This window comes from Helicobacter cinaedi CCUG 18818 = ATCC BAA-847, from assembly GCF_000155475.1.
GTDB classification, from domain to species: domain Bacteria; phylum Campylobacterota; class Campylobacteria; order Campylobacterales; family Helicobacteraceae; genus Helicobacter_C; species Helicobacter_C cinaedi.
In genome coordinates this window covers 230,999-247,643 of the sequence record NZ_DS990392.1, presented here as the reverse complement: position 1 = coordinate 247,643, position 16,645 = coordinate 230,999, and the positions used below count along the sequence as shown (strand labels likewise).

The 16,645-nt window shown below is 39.7% G+C and carries 20 protein-coding genes; 19 read left to right on the top strand and 1 reads right to left on the bottom strand.

The window, feature by feature from the left end; all coding sequences use genetic code 11:
- The first annotated feature begins 88 nt into the window (after nucleotides 1-88).
- The 6 genes from HCCG_RS05600 to HCCG_RS05575 all read left to right on the top strand — a co-directional run bounded on the left by HCCG_RS05600 (nucleotide 89) and on the right by HCCG_RS05575 (nucleotide 4,225).
- The gene (locus HCCG_RS05600) at nucleotides 89-1,513 is read left to right on the top strand and encodes a 3-oxoacyl-ACP synthase (protein ID WP_002956472.1); all 1,425 of its coding nucleotides are present in this window, start codon (nucleotides 89-91) and stop codon (nucleotides 1,511-1,513) included.
- Nucleotides 1,506-2,252, top strand: a complete 747-nt coding sequence (locus HCCG_RS05595) for a hypothetical protein (protein ID WP_002956471.1) — start codon at nucleotides 1,506-1,508, stop codon at nucleotides 2,250-2,252. The genes HCCG_RS05600 and HCCG_RS05595 overlap by 8 nt, the downstream gene beginning before the upstream one ends.
- 91 nt (nucleotides 2,253-2,343) lie before the next feature.
- Nucleotides 2,344-2,574, top strand: a complete 231-nt coding sequence (locus HCCG_RS05590) for an acyl carrier protein (protein ID WP_002956470.1) — start codon at nucleotides 2,344-2,346, stop codon at nucleotides 2,572-2,574.
- A 2-nt stretch (nucleotides 2,575-2,576) separates the two neighbouring features.
- A complete protein-coding gene (locus tag HCCG_RS05585; RefSeq protein WP_002956469.1) occupies nucleotides 2,577-3,338 on the top strand; it encodes an SDR family NAD(P)-dependent oxidoreductase in 762 nt (253 codons plus the stop codon).
- Nucleotides 3,338-3,964, top strand: coding sequence for an acyltransferase (locus tag HCCG_RS05580; RefSeq protein WP_014666847.1), 627 nt, complete (start codon nucleotides 3,338-3,340; stop codon nucleotides 3,962-3,964). The genes HCCG_RS05585 and HCCG_RS05580 overlap by 1 nt, the downstream gene beginning before the upstream one ends.
- 15 nt (nucleotides 3,965-3,979) lie before the next feature.
- The gene (locus HCCG_RS05575) at nucleotides 3,980-4,225 is read left to right on the top strand and encodes a hypothetical protein (RefSeq protein WP_002956467.1); all 246 of its coding nucleotides are present in this window, start codon (nucleotides 3,980-3,982) and stop codon (nucleotides 4,223-4,225) included.
- A 216-nt stretch (nucleotides 4,226-4,441) separates the two neighbouring features.
- On the opposite strand, the gene HCCG_RS05570 is transcribed toward HCCG_RS05575, so the two are convergent.
- Nucleotides 4,442-5,053 carry a nitroreductase family protein gene (locus tag HCCG_RS05570; protein WP_002956465.1) on the bottom strand — a complete coding sequence of 204 codons (612 nt, stop codon included), beginning with the start codon at nucleotides 5,051-5,053 and terminating at the stop codon, nucleotides 4,442-4,444.
- A 157-nt stretch (nucleotides 5,054-5,210) separates the two neighbouring features.
- Here HCCG_RS05570 and HCCG_RS11950 point away from each other — a divergent pair, with 157 nt between their 5' ends.
- The 13 genes from HCCG_RS11950 (at nucleotide 5,211) to HCCG_RS05510 (ending at nucleotide 16,609) form a co-directional block, all read left to right on the top strand.
- Nucleotides 5,211-5,351, top strand: coding sequence for a hypothetical protein (locus HCCG_RS11950; RefSeq protein WP_154645874.1), 141 nt, complete (start codon nucleotides 5,211-5,213; stop codon nucleotides 5,349-5,351).
- 189 nt (nucleotides 5,352-5,540) lie between these two features.
- On the top strand, nucleotides 5,541-6,548 hold the full coding sequence (gene neuB / locus HCCG_RS05560) for an N-acetylneuraminate synthase (protein WP_002956463.1): 1,008 nt from the start codon (nucleotides 5,541-5,543) through the stop codon (nucleotides 6,546-6,548).
- A 277-nt stretch (nucleotides 6,549-6,825) separates the two neighbouring features.
- Complete coding sequence (locus HCCG_RS05555; RefSeq protein ID WP_002956462.1) at nucleotides 6,826-8,337, top strand: hypothetical protein; 1,512 nt, start codon at nucleotides 6,826-6,828, stop codon at nucleotides 8,335-8,337.
- A gap of 44 nt (nucleotides 8,338-8,381) precedes the next feature.
- A complete protein-coding gene (gene neuC / locus HCCG_RS05550; RefSeq protein WP_002956461.1) occupies nucleotides 8,382-9,551 on the top strand; it encodes a UDP-N-acetylglucosamine 2-epimerase in 1,170 nt (389 codons plus the stop codon).
- Between the two features lie 109 nt (nucleotides 9,552-9,660).
- Nucleotides 9,661-10,431 carry a formyltransferase family protein gene (locus HCCG_RS05545; RefSeq protein WP_002956460.1) on the top strand — a complete coding sequence of 257 codons (771 nt, stop codon included), beginning with the start codon at nucleotides 9,661-9,663 and terminating at the stop codon, nucleotides 10,429-10,431.
- Complete coding sequence (locus HCCG_RS12560) at nucleotides 10,373-10,702, top strand: DNA-3-methyladenine glycosylase (protein WP_230197908.1); 330 nt, start codon at nucleotides 10,373-10,375, stop codon at nucleotides 10,700-10,702. The genes HCCG_RS05545 and HCCG_RS12560 overlap by 59 nt, the downstream gene beginning before the upstream one ends.
- A gap of 67 nt (nucleotides 10,703-10,769) precedes the next feature.
- Nucleotides 10,770-11,504 carry a TylF/MycF/NovP-related O-methyltransferase gene (locus HCCG_RS05540; protein ID WP_002956459.1) on the top strand — a complete coding sequence of 245 codons (735 nt, stop codon included), beginning with the start codon at nucleotides 10,770-10,772 and terminating at the stop codon, nucleotides 11,502-11,504.
- Nucleotides 11,505-11,627: 123 nt separating this feature from the next.
- Nucleotides 11,628-12,452: a class I SAM-dependent methyltransferase gene (locus tag HCCG_RS05535; RefSeq protein ID WP_110550490.1), complete on the top strand. Its 825-nt coding sequence runs from the start codon at nucleotides 11,628-11,630 to the stop codon at nucleotides 12,450-12,452.
- Between the two features lies 1 nt (nucleotide 12,453).
- Nucleotides 12,454-12,948 carry an ATP-grasp domain-containing protein gene (locus HCCG_RS12190; protein ID WP_002956457.1) on the top strand — a complete coding sequence of 165 codons (495 nt, stop codon included), beginning with the start codon at nucleotides 12,454-12,456 and terminating at the stop codon, nucleotides 12,946-12,948.
- Nucleotides 12,905-13,375, top strand: coding sequence for an ATP-grasp domain-containing protein (locus HCCG_RS12185; RefSeq protein ID WP_167537208.1), 471 nt, complete (start codon nucleotides 12,905-12,907; stop codon nucleotides 13,373-13,375). The genes HCCG_RS12190 and HCCG_RS12185 overlap by 44 nt, the downstream gene beginning before the upstream one ends.
- 32 nt (nucleotides 13,376-13,407) lie before the next feature.
- Nucleotides 13,408-14,400, top strand: a complete 993-nt coding sequence (locus HCCG_RS05520) for an NAD-dependent epimerase/dehydratase family protein (RefSeq protein WP_002956456.1) — start codon at nucleotides 13,408-13,410, stop codon at nucleotides 14,398-14,400.
- The gene (locus HCCG_RS05515; RefSeq protein WP_002956455.1) at nucleotides 14,397-15,560 is read left to right on the top strand and encodes a DegT/DnrJ/EryC1/StrS family aminotransferase; all 1,164 of its coding nucleotides are present in this window, start codon (nucleotides 14,397-14,399) and stop codon (nucleotides 15,558-15,560) included. Before HCCG_RS05520 ends, HCCG_RS05515 begins: the two co-directional genes overlap by 4 nt.
- Nucleotides 15,557-16,609 (top strand): ATP-grasp domain-containing protein, encoded by a 1,053-nt coding sequence (locus HCCG_RS05510; RefSeq protein ID WP_002956454.1) that lies wholly within the window; start codon nucleotides 15,557-15,559, stop codon nucleotides 16,607-16,609. The genes HCCG_RS05515 and HCCG_RS05510 overlap by 4 nt, the downstream gene beginning before the upstream one ends.
- Nucleotides 16,610-16,645 lie beyond the last annotated feature (36 nt).

The following is a 16,645-nucleotide window of genomic DNA, read 5'->3' as shown; positions in this document are numbered from 1 at the left end:
CAGTAACACTTCCTTTTATAAACCCTCTTATCTCTTTTGCAAGACTAAGCACCCATTTACAAAGCCCTTATGTGCTTAAGGGGGCGGCGTGAAAGCGACTTTTCATAACACAAGCATAAAAGGCATTTACACCATTGTGCCACCAAAGGTTATAGACATAGATTCCGAGCTTGACACCATTTACAAAGGTGATAAAAAGGGCTTAGAGCGGATTAAAAAAGTCATAGGCTTACAAACTCGCCATATCGCTGAAAAGCACATTACCGCAAGTGATTTAGGACTGCAAGCGGCTACAAGACTTTTAGAATCTCTTAATGTGGAAAGAGAGAGCATTGATGCGCTTATTTTTGTAACGCAAAGCCCTGATTACTTTTGCCCAGCAAGTGCGTGCTATTTGCAAGGCAAACTCGGCTTAAGTCAATCCTGCCTTAGCTTTGATATAAATCAAGCCTGTGCGGGCTATCTCTATGGACTATATGTAGCTCATAGTCTGTGCGATAGCGGTGGGGCAAATCGTGTGCTACTTATCGTTGGCGATACTTTAAGCAAGTTTGTTAATCCACTAGATTCTAATCTAGCACCGATGATGGGGGATGGGGTTAGTGCGACATTGCTAGAACGCAATTTAGCTAGGCATTCAGCTTGTGGCGACTTTTTGGGGAATGCAGCGGACGCTTCATTGCGGCGTATGTCTAATTTGCAAGTGTGGATTTCGCCTACGGCTACATCGCCTCATTCGCTTACCTTGCATAACCCCAAAAATTCACTCACAATCTTAGAATGCCAAGACTCTAGCGATACAGAATCTCAAGCAGATTCTACACACCAAGATCCCAGCAATTCTAAGATTTTTGATGAGAAATGTGGGTTGCAAGGAAAATCGCAAGGGAGTTACCTAAGCGGAGACCTGTGCGATTTTTCGCAGCTCCCGCATTTATCGCAAAACGAAGTTTCTTTAGAAAAAGCTGAATTGCAAAAAGAGCATTATTTTGAATTGGGCAGCGATGGTTCTAAGTTCCACCAACTCATAATCCCACAAGGTGCGTGTAGAATCCCAACAAAAGAGATTATTACAGATTCTAAAGTATGGGAAACAAGCGAGAGCCGAAGTCTTAAAGACTTATATATGGACGGGGCAGAGATTTTTAGCTTTGCGGTTTCTACCTATCCAAAGACATTTCAGGGCATTATAGATTACGCACAATGTGATAAAGACAGAATTGATTACTTCTTTTTCCATCAGGCAAATAAATATATTGTGGATAATATCACGCGAAGTTTAGGGCTGCCAAAAGAGAAAGTCCCAAACACCACGACTAACAAATACGGCAATCTTAGTGGCTGCTCAATCCCAGCGACAATATGCGACACTCTAGCAGAGTTAGCGAGTAATGGGCTAGATTCGCCTTTAAGGGTGCATTTAGCAGGATTTGGTGCGGGACTAGCGTGGGGCAATGCGGTGGTAACGCTAGATAAAGGATTTAAATGCCAAAAGGTAGGGGTTTATGAGTAACTGCATTGTCTTTTGGGGGTATTCAGTATTGAGCGATAAATCGGCGATTTGCAAGTGTGGATTTGTTGCTTTGCAACTGCATCTACATTCGCTAACTTCGGAACTTACACCAAGCAAGCTTCTTGCTTCTGCTTCGCAAAGCCACGATTTACTAAAGAAACCTGTTACGACTTTGCCTTTCACCGCTTCGCTGATTTTTTCATCTCAATCCTTAGAGTGCCAAGATTCCAAAAAAGTGGAATCTAGCAATACGGATTCTAAGTTTTGTCATACCGAGCCTTTAGGCGAAGTATCTAAAATTTTACAATCCAAAAGAGATTTTTCGCCTTTTTCAAAGACTCACACGAGCGAAACTCTTGCCCACACTTGCAAATATGACAAGAATCTAGATTCTTACCCAAATGGGCGGGTGCAGGGCATAGGGGTGCAAAAAGCAGAAAAACTAAAATCCACTGCAAATATAGATTCCATATATAACACAAGCCAAATCACACAGAATCTAGATTCTATAAATTTTGCACCCTTACACCCTGCACCCACCCAATTAGCAGGGAATCTAAAATCTAAAAACACACAATCCACACAAAATCTAAAAATGTTACATAATCTTTGCAGTCAAAGATTTACAAAAGCTGACTTTAAAGATTATGCAACTTTGCATAAACACTTAACAACACTGCGGAAGTATCTTGGAGTGATTTTAAGTGTTTTCAAAGCAAAGGCGAAAGGAGTTACCTAAAGGGTAATGACCGAGCCTTGAGTGCAGAATCACTTAAAAGCGTCAAAGAAACAATGCAGAGACACAAATTTTCAACATTAAAGGATACACAATGACACAACAAGACTTTTTGGCACACATCGCTGATGCGATACAAAGAGATGAGCCATTAACGCCAGATATGCCCTTAGATTCTATTGAAGAATACGACAGCCTAGCCATTGTCTCACTCATCGCCCTATTTGAAAATCTCTTTGCTATGCAAGTAAGCGGCAATGCTCTGCATAATTGCAAAAGTGTAAGCGACATAATCGCTTTAGCACAAGATAAGTTAGAAGGCTAAATATGTTTCAAAAAGATTGTTTTAGCAATAAACGCTTTTTAATCACAGGGGCTAGTAGCGGCTTAGGTGCGGCGATTGCATTAGAGCTAAACGCACTTGGTGCAGAGGTTATAGCACTAGCAAGGGATAGCAAAAAGCTAGAATCTAAAAGGGAAAAAGCCGCACACAAAGAGCGGTTTATCCCTGTTTCAAAGGATATTAGCGAGTATGTATCTTTGGATAAGTGGGCTTTGAATCTCGCTAAAGAATATGGCAGCTTTGATGGCGCGGTGCTATCTGCTGGTCTCCAGCAGATAGCACCGATTTCATCGGTGCTGTCTGTGGAAAACGCCACAGCGATTTTTAATGTCAATTATTTTGGGAATTTACAGATTCTAAAAGGGCTGCTAGATAAAAGGGCAAAAAGTGTAGATAAGGCGTCTTTTGTGTGGATTAGCTCAAATGCAAGTGTGAAAGCACAAAAGGGCTTATCTAACTATTCTGCGACAAAAGCGGGAGTAAATGCGACGGTCAAATCAATCGCGCTAGAAATCGCCCCAAAATACCGCATAAACGCCATTAGTCCGGGCTTTGTCAAAACGGAGATGATAGAATCTTGGAGTAAAATCTATGATAAAGAGTATATTGAAGCAATGGATAAAGCCTATCCGCTAGGCATAGGCAAGGTAGAGTATATTACCCCACTTGTATGCTTTCTCTTGAGTGAATCTAGCTCTTGGATAACAGGGCAGAATATCATCATTGATGGCGGCGGGAGTTTGTGATGAAAAAGTCTATACAAGCAGATACAATAACTACACTTATGCAATCCCAACGCAATGAGGGGCATTACACAGAGGCAGAGCTTAAAAAAATAGGCTTTAAAAGCTTAGGGCGAAATGTCCTTATCTCACGCAAAACAGAGATTTACGCTCCACATAAAATATCTCTAGGCAATCATATTCGTATTGATGATTTTGTGATTCTAAGTGGGGCTATAAGGCTTGGAGATTTTATCCATTTAGGAGCATTTTCAAGTATCACAGGAGGCGATGGGATAGAATCTAGCGTGAGTTTTGGGGATTTTTGCGGTATGAGCAGTTATAGCAAAATTTTTGCTACCACCGATGATTTTGCGGGAGGCTATCTCGTGGGACCTTGTGTGCCGACTATGCTAAGAAATATCAAAGGCTCCCATATTGTTTTAGAGAAGCACTGCCATATAGGAAGTCATTCGCTCGTGTTGCCAAAGAGTTATTTTTCTATCGGTGCGTCTTTGGGACCAATGAGTCTCAATATGGGGCGAAAACTAAAGCCTTGGAGCTACTATTTTGGCAACCCTGCTAAAAAAATTTATACGCTAGATTCACACGCGATTCTTCAAAAAGAATCACAAATATTTCAATCTTAATTTTAAGGAGATTCTATGGTATCAATTCCACAAACAAGTCCATTTGTAGCAATACAAAATACAAAAGCCTATCCAAATACGCAAGCTGTATTAGAAAAGCTCAAAACAAGCACAAAGGAGATTTATATCTTTGGTGGGATTCAGGGCGGCATATCGCTGGGCTCTATGGTCCGAGCCCATATTTTCGTGTTTGCAAACTCAATGCAACGACACAACAAAACTCTAAGCAAAAAGTGTTGTGCCTTAAGCGGTGCTTTGTGATATTTTGAAAATCAATAGTGTTTGGAGTAAGGAGATTCTTTAACCTCGGAGTTTGTCTGTGCGAAATAGATAGGATATAATGCTAGATTCACAAGAATACAAATGCTGTGTTCAATAATTATTAAATCACATTGCAATTCTTGCCAAATCCGTATCACTGCCACTACAAGGATTTGGCTTCAATATTTGCAAATATGACAAACATTGATGAGATTGCTATTTACTCCAAAACTCCACCACTTCGCTTTTTTCTTGTCGCTTTTTGCTGTGCTTTGGTAGGTTTGGGCCATAGCCAAGTGAGAGGATTACCGCCACGCCAAATGGCTTTTTCACACCCAAAAATGCCTCGACTTTATCACGCTCAAATCCACCAATCGCACACGAATCAATGCCCTTAAATATCGCGGCATTCATCATTTGCATTAACGGGAGGTAGCATTGGGTTTGGCTAAAATGAAAGATTTGCTCATCGCTTAGTTTGTCTGCCCAGCCTGTGTAGATTCCCAAAATTTGCTCAAAATGCGCTTCATCTGTGGCAAATCGCCGAACCTGCTTACGCGCAAACTCATCTTTGCTTTTTAAGTCCATTCGCCCCAAAATCACAATATTATGGCTAGCAGTGGCGACATTTTCTTGGTGATAGCAGGATTTTGCTAGCTCTGGGCTATACTCTTTGCCCACCACGACAAACTTCCACGGCTCAAAGCCATAGCCACTCGGTGCTAATCGCCCAGCTTCTAAAATCGCATCTAAATCGCTCTTTGTAATTACTTTGTCATTAAATTTTTTGCACGCGTGTCGCGCTTGCAAGGATTCTTCAAAAGTCATTTTTGCTCCTTTTTTTGTAGAAAATAAAAAAGAGAAATGCTAACAAAACTTGGTAAATTTTAAGATGGATTTTCTAGTCTGTGGTATTTTTTGCCTAAAAAGATTCCCAAAAATCCTCACACAAAGCGAATAAAAGCTCCGCTTAAAAGCGTACGCAATGCCAAAACTAAATAGCACACTCTGCACTTGCACGCTTAATGCGTCTCCCCCACGATACACTACCATATCGATGAATCTTTTGACAGGGAATTTAGAGAATCTAGATTCTCTAAATTCCCTTAGATTTGTGGGGATTTAGGCAAATTGCCCTTTAATAGCATTTACCCAATTTTGTATGCGCTCACCAGTGAGGTCGCCTCCAAACTATAAGATTTTTCTAAGAAATCGCAATCCAGTGGCGGAAGATACCATTCTTTTATGTGTGCCGTAATACCTTAAGATTCTTATGCTATAATCGTCGCCCTAAATTATTCATCAAAGGAACATTATGTCAAAAGTATTAATCATCGCAGAAGCTGGTGTCAATCACAATGGCAATATAGACATCGCCAAAAAGCTTGTTGATGTCGCTGCTGAATCTGGAGCGGATATAGTGAAGTTTCAAACAGCAAAAGCAGAAAATGTCGTTAGTCGCTTCGCCAAAAAAGCAGAATATCAAATAGAAAATACAGGCAATGGTGCAGAATCTCAACTAGAGATGATACAAAAACTTGTGCTTGATGATAGTGCGTGGTCTATTCTCATAGACTACTGCAAACAAAAAAATATCAAATTTCTCTCCACACCATTTGACCTTGAGAGTGTGGATTTGCTCCATAATCTTGGATTAAAGATTTTTAAAATCCCAAGTGGCGAGATTACAAACCTCCCCTACCTACGCAAGATAGGTAAATACAATAAGCAAGTTATACTCTCCACTGGTATGGCAAATCTAGGCGAGATAGAATCTGCTATCGCTGTGCTTGTAGATTCTGGCACGAAGCGGGAGAATATCACGCTTTTGCAGTGCAATACAGAATACCCAACGCCCTTTGCTGATGTAAATCTTAAAGCGATGAAAAGCCTTAAAAAAGCCTTCCGTCTGCCTGTTGGCTATTCCGATCATACGCCGGGCATTGCCATTCCTTTGGCGGCTGTGGGTATGGGAGCAAAGGTTATTGAAAAGCATTTCACGCTTGATAAAAATATGGAAGGACCTGATCATAAGGCAAGTTTAGAACCTTGCGAGTTAAAAGCAATGGTGCAAGGCATACGCGAGATAGAATTAGCCTTAGGCGATGGGATTAAACAAACAAGTGCAAGTGAAGCAAAAAACAAGCCCATTGCTAGAAAATCAATTGTGGCAAATTGTGCGATCAAAAAAGGGGAGATTTTGAGTGAGAGCAATCTCTATACAAAGCGTCCAGCAGGGGGAATTTCCCCTATGGAATGGGATAAAGTCATTGGCACAAAAGCCGTGCGTGATTTTGAACCCGATGAAATGATAGAACTATAAGGAGCGTAAAAATGAATAATAAGAATAATATTTTAACGGGGGGGGGGGGCATAAGCAAAGCTCCTCTGCATTTTCAGATTCTGCATTTTCAAATCCCCATACGCAATCAAATGAGATAAATATACAATCACTTGAGATTTTAGATTCTATCCCACAATCTCAAGCTACCTACTCCACAAAAGAACATTCCCCAAACGAAGCAAATCCACAACTTAAAGCGAAAAGTACATTTGCAAACCGCCTTATTCCTCAAGGCAACTTAAAGCACGATTGGCTTTTGCTTTTTATTATCTATACGCTTGCCTTTGGGCTTATGCTTTTAAATACAAGGGGCTATTATTGGGACGATTGGGGGTTGATTGGTGATTTTAGCTTTGATTCTATGAATCAGCAATTTTTACAAAATGGCAATATATGGTATGGCTATTTTGAGTGGATTTTTATCTCACTTCAGCCCTATGGAATCCCGCTTTTTAGATTTTTTACATTTTTTAGCTTTTTTATATGTGGCTTATGCGTCTATCATATCGCTAAATCACTGCAGATTCTAAAAACCTATGAACTCTTTTTTATTGTGGTATTTTTTCTTCTACTTCCTTTTAATATCATCTCACGCAATGCCCTAATCAACGCTCCATACACATTATGCTATCTACTTTTTTTCCTAGCATTTTTCCTTGTGAGCGTGAAATCAACACAGCATATTTTAATTAAAATCTTAACACTCGCTCTGTTTTTCATCTCCTTTACGATGAATTCTTTGCTTATCTTTTATATCTTGCCCCTTGTATATCTGCTCTACACGCACAAAGCCTATACATCTTTCAAAGCCTTGTGGCTATGGGCTTTAAAGCATTTTGACTTTATATTCTTGCCTGTTGTATTTTATGCGATAAAGATTCTCTTTTTCAAGCCATATGGCTTGTATGAAGGCTATAATGCAGTAAGTGCAGGTGGATTTTTTAAAGCCTTTATTAAAACGCCTATTTTCTCCATCTCGCATCTTTTGCATACGAGCTTCTTTCTCCTTGGGAGTCTATGCGTGTTGGCAATCATTATTGGATTCTGCATTTTTATCTACCGTTTAAGATATAGGCTTTTAGCAAAACGCGACATGTTCGGCATTGGGCTTGGCTTTATTATTATGTGGGCGGGTATGTTTAGCTATGTGGTTGTATTTAAATATGTAGCCTTTGATACGGTAGCAGATAGATTTGGTATTTTAGAATCTTTGGGGGCTGGGATTATTCTTGTATTTTTCGTAAATCTGCTTACAAAAAATACAAATTACAAAATGTGGATTCTAAGTATCCTTATCCTTTGTGCCTTGCATTACAATATCATTTCACAGCAAAGAGTATTTTTAGCCTATGTCAAGCAAGTGGGTGTATTTGAGCATCTTATGCAAGATTCAAAGTTTCTTAATCACGATACATTTGTTATCTATGATACAAACCGGGGTATTTATGATAATGCCTTTTATCAACTTAATGGAATCTATGCAAAGCTCTCCCATAAGAGTGATAAATTTATAAGCGGGGATTATGGGGATATACAAGAAATGGTAGAGTATTGCAAAGCCGCACCAACTTATAACTGCTGGGAATATAAGGGTGATATAAATGCCTACGACAAGATTTTCATCACAGAAAATAGAAATGAGTTTAAGCATATATATAACTTCCTAGTCGATTTGCGTTTATATGTGCTTGATATTTTTAGCCAAGATTCATTTAAGCATAAGGCAAAAAATCGCTATGAAGTAGTAGTCCTCCCGCCAGAGTCTTAAGCTTTTTACTGGTATAATCACGCATACCACACACAAGGACTTCTATGCGTAAAACTCGGCGTAAAATCTGTATCATCACCGGCACTCGTGCAGAATGGGGCTTACTCGCTCCATTGGCACATAAGATTCATAATGACCAAAATCTAGAGCTTCAAATCATCGCCACAGGAATGCACCTTAGCACAGAGTTTGGACTGACTTATCGTGATATTACCTTGCCTATTAATAAAAAATGTGAGATTCTATTAAGCTCTGATACGCCCATCGGGCTTTGCAAGGCTATGGGACTAGCTCAAATCTCTATATGTGAGGCTTATAACGAGCTAAAGCCTGATATTATTGTCGTGTTAGGGGATAGATATGAGATTTTTGCCTGTGTGGCAAGTGCGATGATATGTCGCATACCTGTGGCACATTTGCACGGCGGGGAAGCCACAGAAGGACTGATTGATGAGGCAATACGCCATAGCATTACAAAGATGAGTCATCTTCACTTTGTCGCCACAGAGCCTTATAAAAAGCGTGTGATTCAGCTAGGCGAAAACCCATCGCGTGTGTTTAATGTCGGCGGATTTGGGATTGACAACATCATATCGCTTGATTTTTTAGATAAGCCAAGTTTAGAATCTAGCCTTAATTTTAAGCTAAGAGATAAAAATTTCCTTATCACATTCCACCCCGTAACGCTTGAAAACGCCACCGCACAAGAGCAGTTTAAAGCATTGCTTGATGCCCTAAAATCGCTATCAACCAGCTATGACATAGGCTATATTTTCACAAAGGCAAATGCCGATACCGATGGACGCATTATAAATGAAATGATTGATGAGTTTGTTCGCACACATAGTAATGCTATCGCCTTTACTTCAATGGGGCAGCTGCGGTATCTTAACACAATGCGATTTGTAAATGCGGTGGTGGGGAATAGCTCAAGTGGGCTAGGCGAAGCCCCAAGCTTTAAAGTCGCTACAATCAATATCGGCGATAGGCAAAAGGGGCGGATTAAGGCAGATTCTGTGATTGATTGTAAGCCAAGCTATGAAGAGATTTTACAAAGCTGTGAATATGCGATGAGTGGGGAGTTTCAAGCTATTTTACAAAATGTGAAAAATCCCTATGGGGAGGGTGGGGCTAGTCAAAAAACACTTGAAATCTTAAAAAGCTACCCACTTGAAGGGATTTTGAAAAAGGCATTTTATGATGTGGATTTTTAGAATCTTAAACTCCCAAATTCACGCAAAATAAACTCGCACAAAATCAGCAAAGTAAAATAAGTAAATAAAACTATGCTACAATACTAAAATCTTACACAAAGGCAGTTATTTGAAAATCTTTTTTATAGGTTGCGTTGAGTTTTCATACATATCACTTCACACACTCATCACAAGATTCCACATTCACAACAAGCTTGAAATTGTAGGTGTGGCGACAAAGGAGCATTCCGCATTCAATGCTGATTTTTGTAATCTCGCTCCATTATGTGAAGAATCTCACATTCCTTTCATATACACAAAAGATATTAACTCCCCTGCCACGCTTGATTTTATTCATTCTTGTAAGCCTGATGTGATTTATTGCTTTGGCTGGAGTTCACTTATCAAAAAAGAGCTTTTAGATTCTTATCCTATTATTGGCTATCACCCTGCTGCATTGCCGCATAATCGCGGACGCCACCCTATCATTTGGGCTTTAGTGCTTGGGTTAAAGCAGAGTGCTAGCACATTTTTCCTTATGGAAGAAGGGGCAGATAGTGGGGCTATCATCTCACAAGTGCCTTTTAATATCAATTTTGAAGATAATGCTAAAAGCCTGTGTGAAAAGGTAGAATCTATCGCGCAAAAGCAGATTTGCGATTTTACTGCGGCTCTTCTCTCCGCTGTGGAAAATCCAAAAAATATAGCGAAATTTGGGGAAATCACGCCAAAAAATAATTCGCTAGAAAAGAATCAGCCTGAATCTACAAGCCAAGATTCTCTAAATTTAGCTGGGGGGGGGGGCGATACACAATTCTATCTATGCTCAAGCCCTTTTTGCTATGGCTACACCGCAAAATCACTCCATTGCCAATCTTTGGCGGAAACGAGGTATGCGTGATGGTGTGATTGATTTTAGAATGAGTGCGGTTGGGATTTATAACCTTATCCGTGCGTTAAGTCAGCCTTATGTTGGAGCGGAAGTAGTTTATAATGGCAAACATTATAAGGTATGGGAAGCAAAGATTGTTAAGGTGGATTTGCCTAATATAGAATCTGGCAAGGTTTTGAGAGTGGATTCACAAGGGGTGCTTATCAAAGCCTATGATGATGCGATTTTACTCACACAATGTGAGTTTGATACCTTGCCAAAGGAGGGCGACTACTTCTAACTCTTTAACTCCCATTACTTTTTGCTCCTATTTTTTAGCTTTACATTAGTTTATAAGGGAGCAAAAAATGCAAAAAGCAATCATCTACGGCGCAGGCACTCGCGGCAAACAAGTAGCCCTGCATATACTTTTAGACTATGAGATACTAGCCTTCATTGATACAGATTCTACAAAGCAAGGCTCAACGCTACACATTGAGGGCAAAACTTATTCCGTCCTTGCCCCACAAGCCTTGCAGAATCTAGAGTTTGATACACTTTTTATTGGCACTTATGCTATTTCTAGTGTGAAAGAGATTCTTGCCTCACTTAAGATTCCAGAATCTAAGATTAACACACAGCTTACAGATACCTATATCCACGCAAGAATCGCCTTTATCAATAACCTAGCCCAGCTTTTTAACGCACGAAATATACAAGGGGCTTGTGCAGAGCTTGGTGTGCATAGAGGCGATACAGCAAGACATATCAATCGTGTTTTTCCTAGCAAAAAGCTTTATTTGCTTGATACATTTGAAGGCTTTGATGAAAGGGATTGTGCTTTTGAATCTCAGCATAATTTTTCAACCGCCACAAAAGGGGAGTTTGGCGACACCTCATTAGAGCTTGTGAAGTCAAAAATGCCTCATTTGGAGCAGGTTAGCTTTATCAAAGGCTATTTTCCAAGCACAAAAGAGCAGATTCCAGAAAATGAAAAATTTTGCTTTGTCAATATAGATGTGGATTTGTATCAGCCCATTTTGGCAGGTTGTGAGTTTTTTTATCCACGATTAACGGGGGGGGGGGATACTACTCATAGATGACTATTTCAACCCCACTTATGAAGGGACCAAAAAAGCCGTAGATGAATTTGCAAAAGCTCATCATCTCACACCTTTGCCTATTGGAGATAGCTTGAGCGTATGTTTTATTAAAAAGGAGTAATAATGCTAAACATAAGACAACAACAATGGAATGAGAGTTATGCGCGTGGGGAAAATGCCATTTTCTACCCGCACGAAGAAATGGTGCGATTTTTAAATCGCTTTATCCGTAAGAGAGTTTCACAAAATCACTTTAGCGATGTGATTTATCGCGGGGATTTTTACCACTCCGGCATTGGCATTACTAAAAATGATGAGATTATAGAATCTGTAAAGAGTGATATTTTAACGGGGGGGGGGGATAATGAAAAACTTTTACCCCTTAAAGCCCTTGACTTTGGCTGCGGTATGGGAAGAGGCAGTATGCTAATGGCGGAATTTGGCATAGAAACGCAGGGTATTGATATATCTCAAGTGGCTGTTGATGAGGCTAAAAAACTTTACACAAACCTCGCACAAACGACAAAATTAGCTCCCATAAAGTTTCAAACATACGATGGAGAACAGATTCCATTTGATAATGAAAGTTTTGATTTTAGCGTAAGCTATGGGGTGCTTGACTCCCTACCCTTTACACTCGCTAAAAAGTTAGTTAAAGAGATAGAACGCGTAAGTAAAACATACTTTTTTGTATCGCTTATTGGCGAAGATTCTACGAGTGGATTTAGCAATATTAAAGAGAAAATCTTTACCGATGAAGTGGAAGTCCAAGAAGCCCACGAGAAAGGCACGATACAAAGCTTTTTTGATTATGCAAAGATTCAGAATCTCTTTTCGCACACGCATTTTACAATCATTTGGGCAGAGAAAAAGACAAGCCTTAATCTCATAGATAACAGCACGCAAAGTCGCTACTACATCGTGCTAAAAAAAGCAAGCAAGGAATAATATGAAAAAGCTAAAGATTCTAACCGAAGCAAGTGGCTCTCTCACTAGCTCCTATCTAGCTAAAGCCATTAGGGAAGCTGGGCATATTGTATGCGGGAGTGATATTAATGACTTTAATAGGGCATATTATGATGACTTTATCCTTATGCCAAGGGCTGATGATCCGCAATTATGGGATAAGACACTAAGGCTCTTGCAGCAGCATAGCATTGATATGGTTATCCCAACCCTTGATGAAAGCCTTTTGGGCTGGAGTGAAAGAGTGGAGTTTTTTGCTCAATATGGAATCTTAGTGCTTATCTCCCCACCGCATACAATCTCTACTTTTATAGATAAATGGAAAACTTATGAGTTTTTTACAACGCATAATATCCCAACTCCCCACACTGCCCTTTATGAGCCTAAAAGAATCTTAAAGCCACGATATGGACGCGGTGGTAGTGGTATAGAATATATACAGCAAGAGAAATATTACTGGGGGGGGGGGGCAAAATGAAAAAGAAAGCCTTTATCTCACCCAAGAAGAAGTTAAAGGGCAGGAATACACCATTGACTGCCTTTTTAACTCAAATGGCGAGATTATCTACATTATCCCTCGCAAACGCATTGGCATTACACAAGGCAAATCCACGAAAGGAGAAGTGTGCTATGTCAAGTGTTTAGAATCGTATATCCACACCATTGCTTCACAGATTCAGTTTTTGGGGGCTATTAATATTCAAGCCTTTATTACAAGTGGCAATAAGCCTATGTTTATAGAGATAAATCCACGCTTAGGCGGTGGCTCTGCTCTAGGCTTTGCGGCAAGTGAAAATTGGATTACAGCGATGATAGAAATGTTTGTGTATAAGCAAAATATCACAGCAAAACCCATTAAATATGGGCTAAAAATGGCAAGGAGTTATCAAGAAATCTACTTCTAGTTTTACTCCTTGTCATCATACAAGGAGTAAAAATGTCATATATTTTAGTTACAGGGGCTAGTGGCTTTGTCGGTTCCTGCCTTTGTGAAAGGCTTTTATCACTTGGATATAAGGTTGTAGGCGTAGGCAGGAAAGATGCCCATAACAACGCTTTAACACTCAAAGAAAGGGGCTTTTTATCACAAGCCACACTCTCACATCAAAACTTCAAATATGAGCGATTAGAACTAAAGAATCTTAATGAAAATTCACTAAAAAATTATGAGTTTTCTCTTGCTTTTCATCTTGCTTCTATGGTAGAATACGCTAGCCTTGAATACCTTGAATACCTTGAATACACCATTACACCGACACTCAACCTTATAGATTTCGCCCTAAAAAGACAGATTCCAAAAGTCATATTCTCTTCCACCGCTTCAGTCTTTGCCCAACCAAATGCGACATCTTTTGATACAAATCGTATTTACACCTTATGTGAATCTTCGCCCATATCGCCTTTAAGCAACTACGCCCTAGCCAAATACACTTGTGAAAAGCTCCTAGAGCTTGCCACCTTAAGATATCAACATTTTCAGGCTATCACGCTGCGTTTTCCAGCGATTTTTGGACTTAATCATCTTGGTGGAATTGTGTATGATCTTGCCTCTAATGCGTTAAAAAATAACGATATAGAGCTTTTTGGCAGGGGTAGAATCTTGCGTAATATTCTTTATATTAAAGATGCTTTGCAGGCTCTTATTCTTGCTTTGAAAGCCCAGAATCTTAAGCCTTATGAACTCTTTGTCATAGGTAGTAAAGATTCTAAAACCACTCACACAATCGCACAAACACTCATTCAAGCCCTGCATTCTCAATCAAAAATTATTCTAAGCGATAAGCCCTCACCTAATCCATTTAACTCTGCTTTAGATTGCACAAAAGCACAGAATCTCCTTGCCTTTAGCCCACCAAACATTGCAGATGGCTTAAAGCAATATGCAAATGAGCTTTTATCCATACAACACACAAAAGGAGAACATCTATGAGCAAAAAATACAAGAAAGCACAAAAGCATTATAAAAGTGCTTATCCATATTTTTCACGCACACAAAGAAAAGAGATTCTAAAATGCACACAATCCATACTCAAAGGAGAAGAAATGCTGACTATGGGCAATGCGGTGCGGGAGTTTGAAGCGGGGTTTGCTGCTTATTGCGGGACGAAATATGCCATTGCTACAAATTCCTGCACCTCAGCGTTAAATGTGGTATTGAGAGAGCTAGGGCTAGGGGCAAAAGATGAAGTCATTGTGCCAACACAAACATTTTTTGCTAATGCAAGCAGTGTGTTAAATAGCGGAGCGAAATTGCAACTTGTAGAAACAGATAAGGATTTTATGCTTACAAGTGAGATTGTAGAATCTGCCATTACACCACATACAAAAGCCGTTGTGTTGGTGCATTTTGCGGGGCTTATCACGCAGGATATTTTTAAGATTAAAGCCTTATGTAAAAAGCATACTATCACACTTATAGAGGACTGCTCTCACGCACACGGGGCTATTGCCGTAGATTCTAAAGGCAGGGCGTATAAGGCTGGGAATATCGGTGATATAAGCGTTTTTAGCTTTTTTAGCACGAAGATTCTAACCTGTGGGGAGGGTGGAATGATTATGTGTAATGATAAAGATTTTGCTGATAAGTGCAGGGCAAGGGCAAATCGTGGGCTAGATTCTAAAGCACAAGGGGAGCATTTTATCTCGCTTGGGGAAAATTACAGAATGGCTGAGTTTAATGCAATTTTGGGGCTTGTGGGATTAGAATCTTTAGAAGCAAACTTAGCTTATCGTAACAAGCTCGCCACGCTCTACAAAGATTGTCTATCTATCCTGTCTCAAAAAAATCTTATCTCGTTTCAAGTAATCCCAAATGGCTTTAGGCATAGCTTTTGGAGATTTATAGTTTTTCTTACAAATCACACTCCACAGAGTGTTATACAGAATCTCAAAGCCCATCATATCTATGCTGATGCCCCATACCAGCCGCTTTTACACAAGCAACCGCTATTACAAAAACTCCACAACAAAGTAGCAATACCCCTGCATTCCACCACACCACAAAATCATATATCACTGCCTATGCATTTAAGCATTAAGGCAGGTGATGTGAAGTTTATATCTAAAAAACTCAAGGAGATATTATTATGAAAAAGCTTAGAATCTTAGTTACAACAATTGGGGGCTTGACTAGCCCTGATTGCCTTTTGGCATTGCGGCATAATGGAGAAAGAGAAGTATTTTTGCTTGGTAGCGACGCATTTAGCGGGGCTTGTGGAAAAAGCTTTGTAGATAAGTATGAGCTATCCCCAAATAGTGCGAGTGATGAAGTGGCGTTTGTGGAGTTTATACACAAAATGGTAAAACAATATGATATTGATGTGATTATCCCCTGTGGGAATGATGATAATCTAGCCCTTGCAAAGCATAAGGCAAGTTTTAGCATTTCCATTATGGTGGGGGATTATAAAGATTTGCTTATAGCCTATGATAAGGCAGCCGTGTATGAAGCCCTTTCACTTCATCTCCCTACAAATGCCCCAAAATACAGCATTGTCTCAAACTACACGGACTTTTTAGATTCCATACATTCACTTGGCTATCCACATAAAAAGCTTGTGATTAAGCCGAGATTTGGCAGGGGAGGTAGGGGTGTGTATATTCTAAGCGACATATCAAAGAGTGATGAGCTATTTAGCTCAAAGCCTAGCAATGAAATGCCTTTAAGCTTTTTTGAATCTGCCTTGCAAAAAAGGGGTATTTTTGATGATCTTATCATTATGGAGGGTTTGCGTGAGCCTTTTGTCTCTGCGTATTCGCTTTGTCAAAATGGGCAAAACCTATTTACCCTCCAGCATATACGAGAATGGGGTAATGCCTCTCAAACCTATCGCGGCAATGTGTCTTATAACACAGAACTAGAAGAGCTTTGCTCTGCAATCATTAAAATTTTTAACCTGACTTATACAAATAATATGGAGTTAGCGTATAATGAAGATTCAAAGCTTATCTTATTTGATTTAAACCCACGACTTGGGGCGAGTAGCGGCATAGATATACAATTAGGGATTAATTTTCCCTATCTTGCATTAAAACTAGCCCTTGGAGAATCCATTACACTAGATTATGCCAAAATCCACAGCATTGATAATCAAAGATTCTATCGGTATTTTTCGCAATGGTGGGATAATATGCTATAATCCCACCATTAAACACAGCACACAACACAAGGGCAC

Coding starts and splice junctions, on each gene's coding strand:
- HCCG_RS05510 (WP_002956454.1), top strand. CDS start 15,557: ATGAAAAAGCTTAGAATCTTAGTTACAACAATTGGGGGCTTGACTAGC.
- neuB (WP_002956463.1), top strand. CDS start 5,541: ATGTCAAAAGTATTAATCATCGCAGAAGCTGGTGTCAATCACAATGGC.
- HCCG_RS05535 (WP_110550490.1), top strand. CDS start 11,628: ATGCTAAACATAAGACAACAACAATGGAATGAGAGTTATGCGCGTGGG.
- HCCG_RS05520 (WP_002956456.1), top strand. CDS start 13,408: ATGTCATATATTTTAGTTACAGGGGCTAGTGGCTTTGTCGGTTCCTGC.
- HCCG_RS05595 (WP_002956471.1), top strand. CDS start 1,506: ATGAGTAACTGCATTGTCTTTTGGGGGTATTCAGTATTGAGCGATAAA.
- HCCG_RS05515 (WP_002956455.1), top strand. CDS start 14,397: ATGAGCAAAAAATACAAGAAAGCACAAAAGCATTATAAAAGTGCTTAT.
- HCCG_RS05540 (WP_002956459.1), top strand. CDS start 10,770: ATGCAAAAAGCAATCATCTACGGCGCAGGCACTCGCGGCAAACAAGTA.
- HCCG_RS05585 (WP_002956469.1), top strand. CDS start 2,577: ATGTTTCAAAAAGATTGTTTTAGCAATAAACGCTTTTTAATCACAGGG.
- HCCG_RS11950 (WP_154645874.1), top strand. CDS start 5,211: ATGCCAAAACTAAATAGCACACTCTGCACTTGCACGCTTAATGCGTCT.
- HCCG_RS05570 (WP_002956465.1), bottom strand. CDS start 5,053: ATGACTTTTGAAGAATCCTTGCAAGCGCGACACGCGTGCAAAAAATTT.
- HCCG_RS05590 (WP_002956470.1), top strand. CDS start 2,344: ATGACACAACAAGACTTTTTGGCACACATCGCTGATGCGATACAAAGA.
- HCCG_RS12560 (WP_230197908.1), top strand. CDS start 10,373: ATGGCTACACCGCAAAATCACTCCATTGCCAATCTTTGGCGGAAACGA.
- neuC (WP_002956461.1), top strand. CDS start 8,382: ATGCGTAAAACTCGGCGTAAAATCTGTATCATCACCGGCACTCGTGCA.
- HCCG_RS05580 (WP_014666847.1), top strand. CDS start 3,338: ATGAAAAAGTCTATACAAGCAGATACAATAACTACACTTATGCAATCC.
- HCCG_RS12190 (WP_002956457.1), top strand. CDS start 12,454: ATGAAAAAGCTAAAGATTCTAACCGAAGCAAGTGGCTCTCTCACTAGC.
- HCCG_RS05575 (WP_002956467.1), top strand. CDS start 3,980: ATGGTATCAATTCCACAAACAAGTCCATTTGTAGCAATACAAAATACA.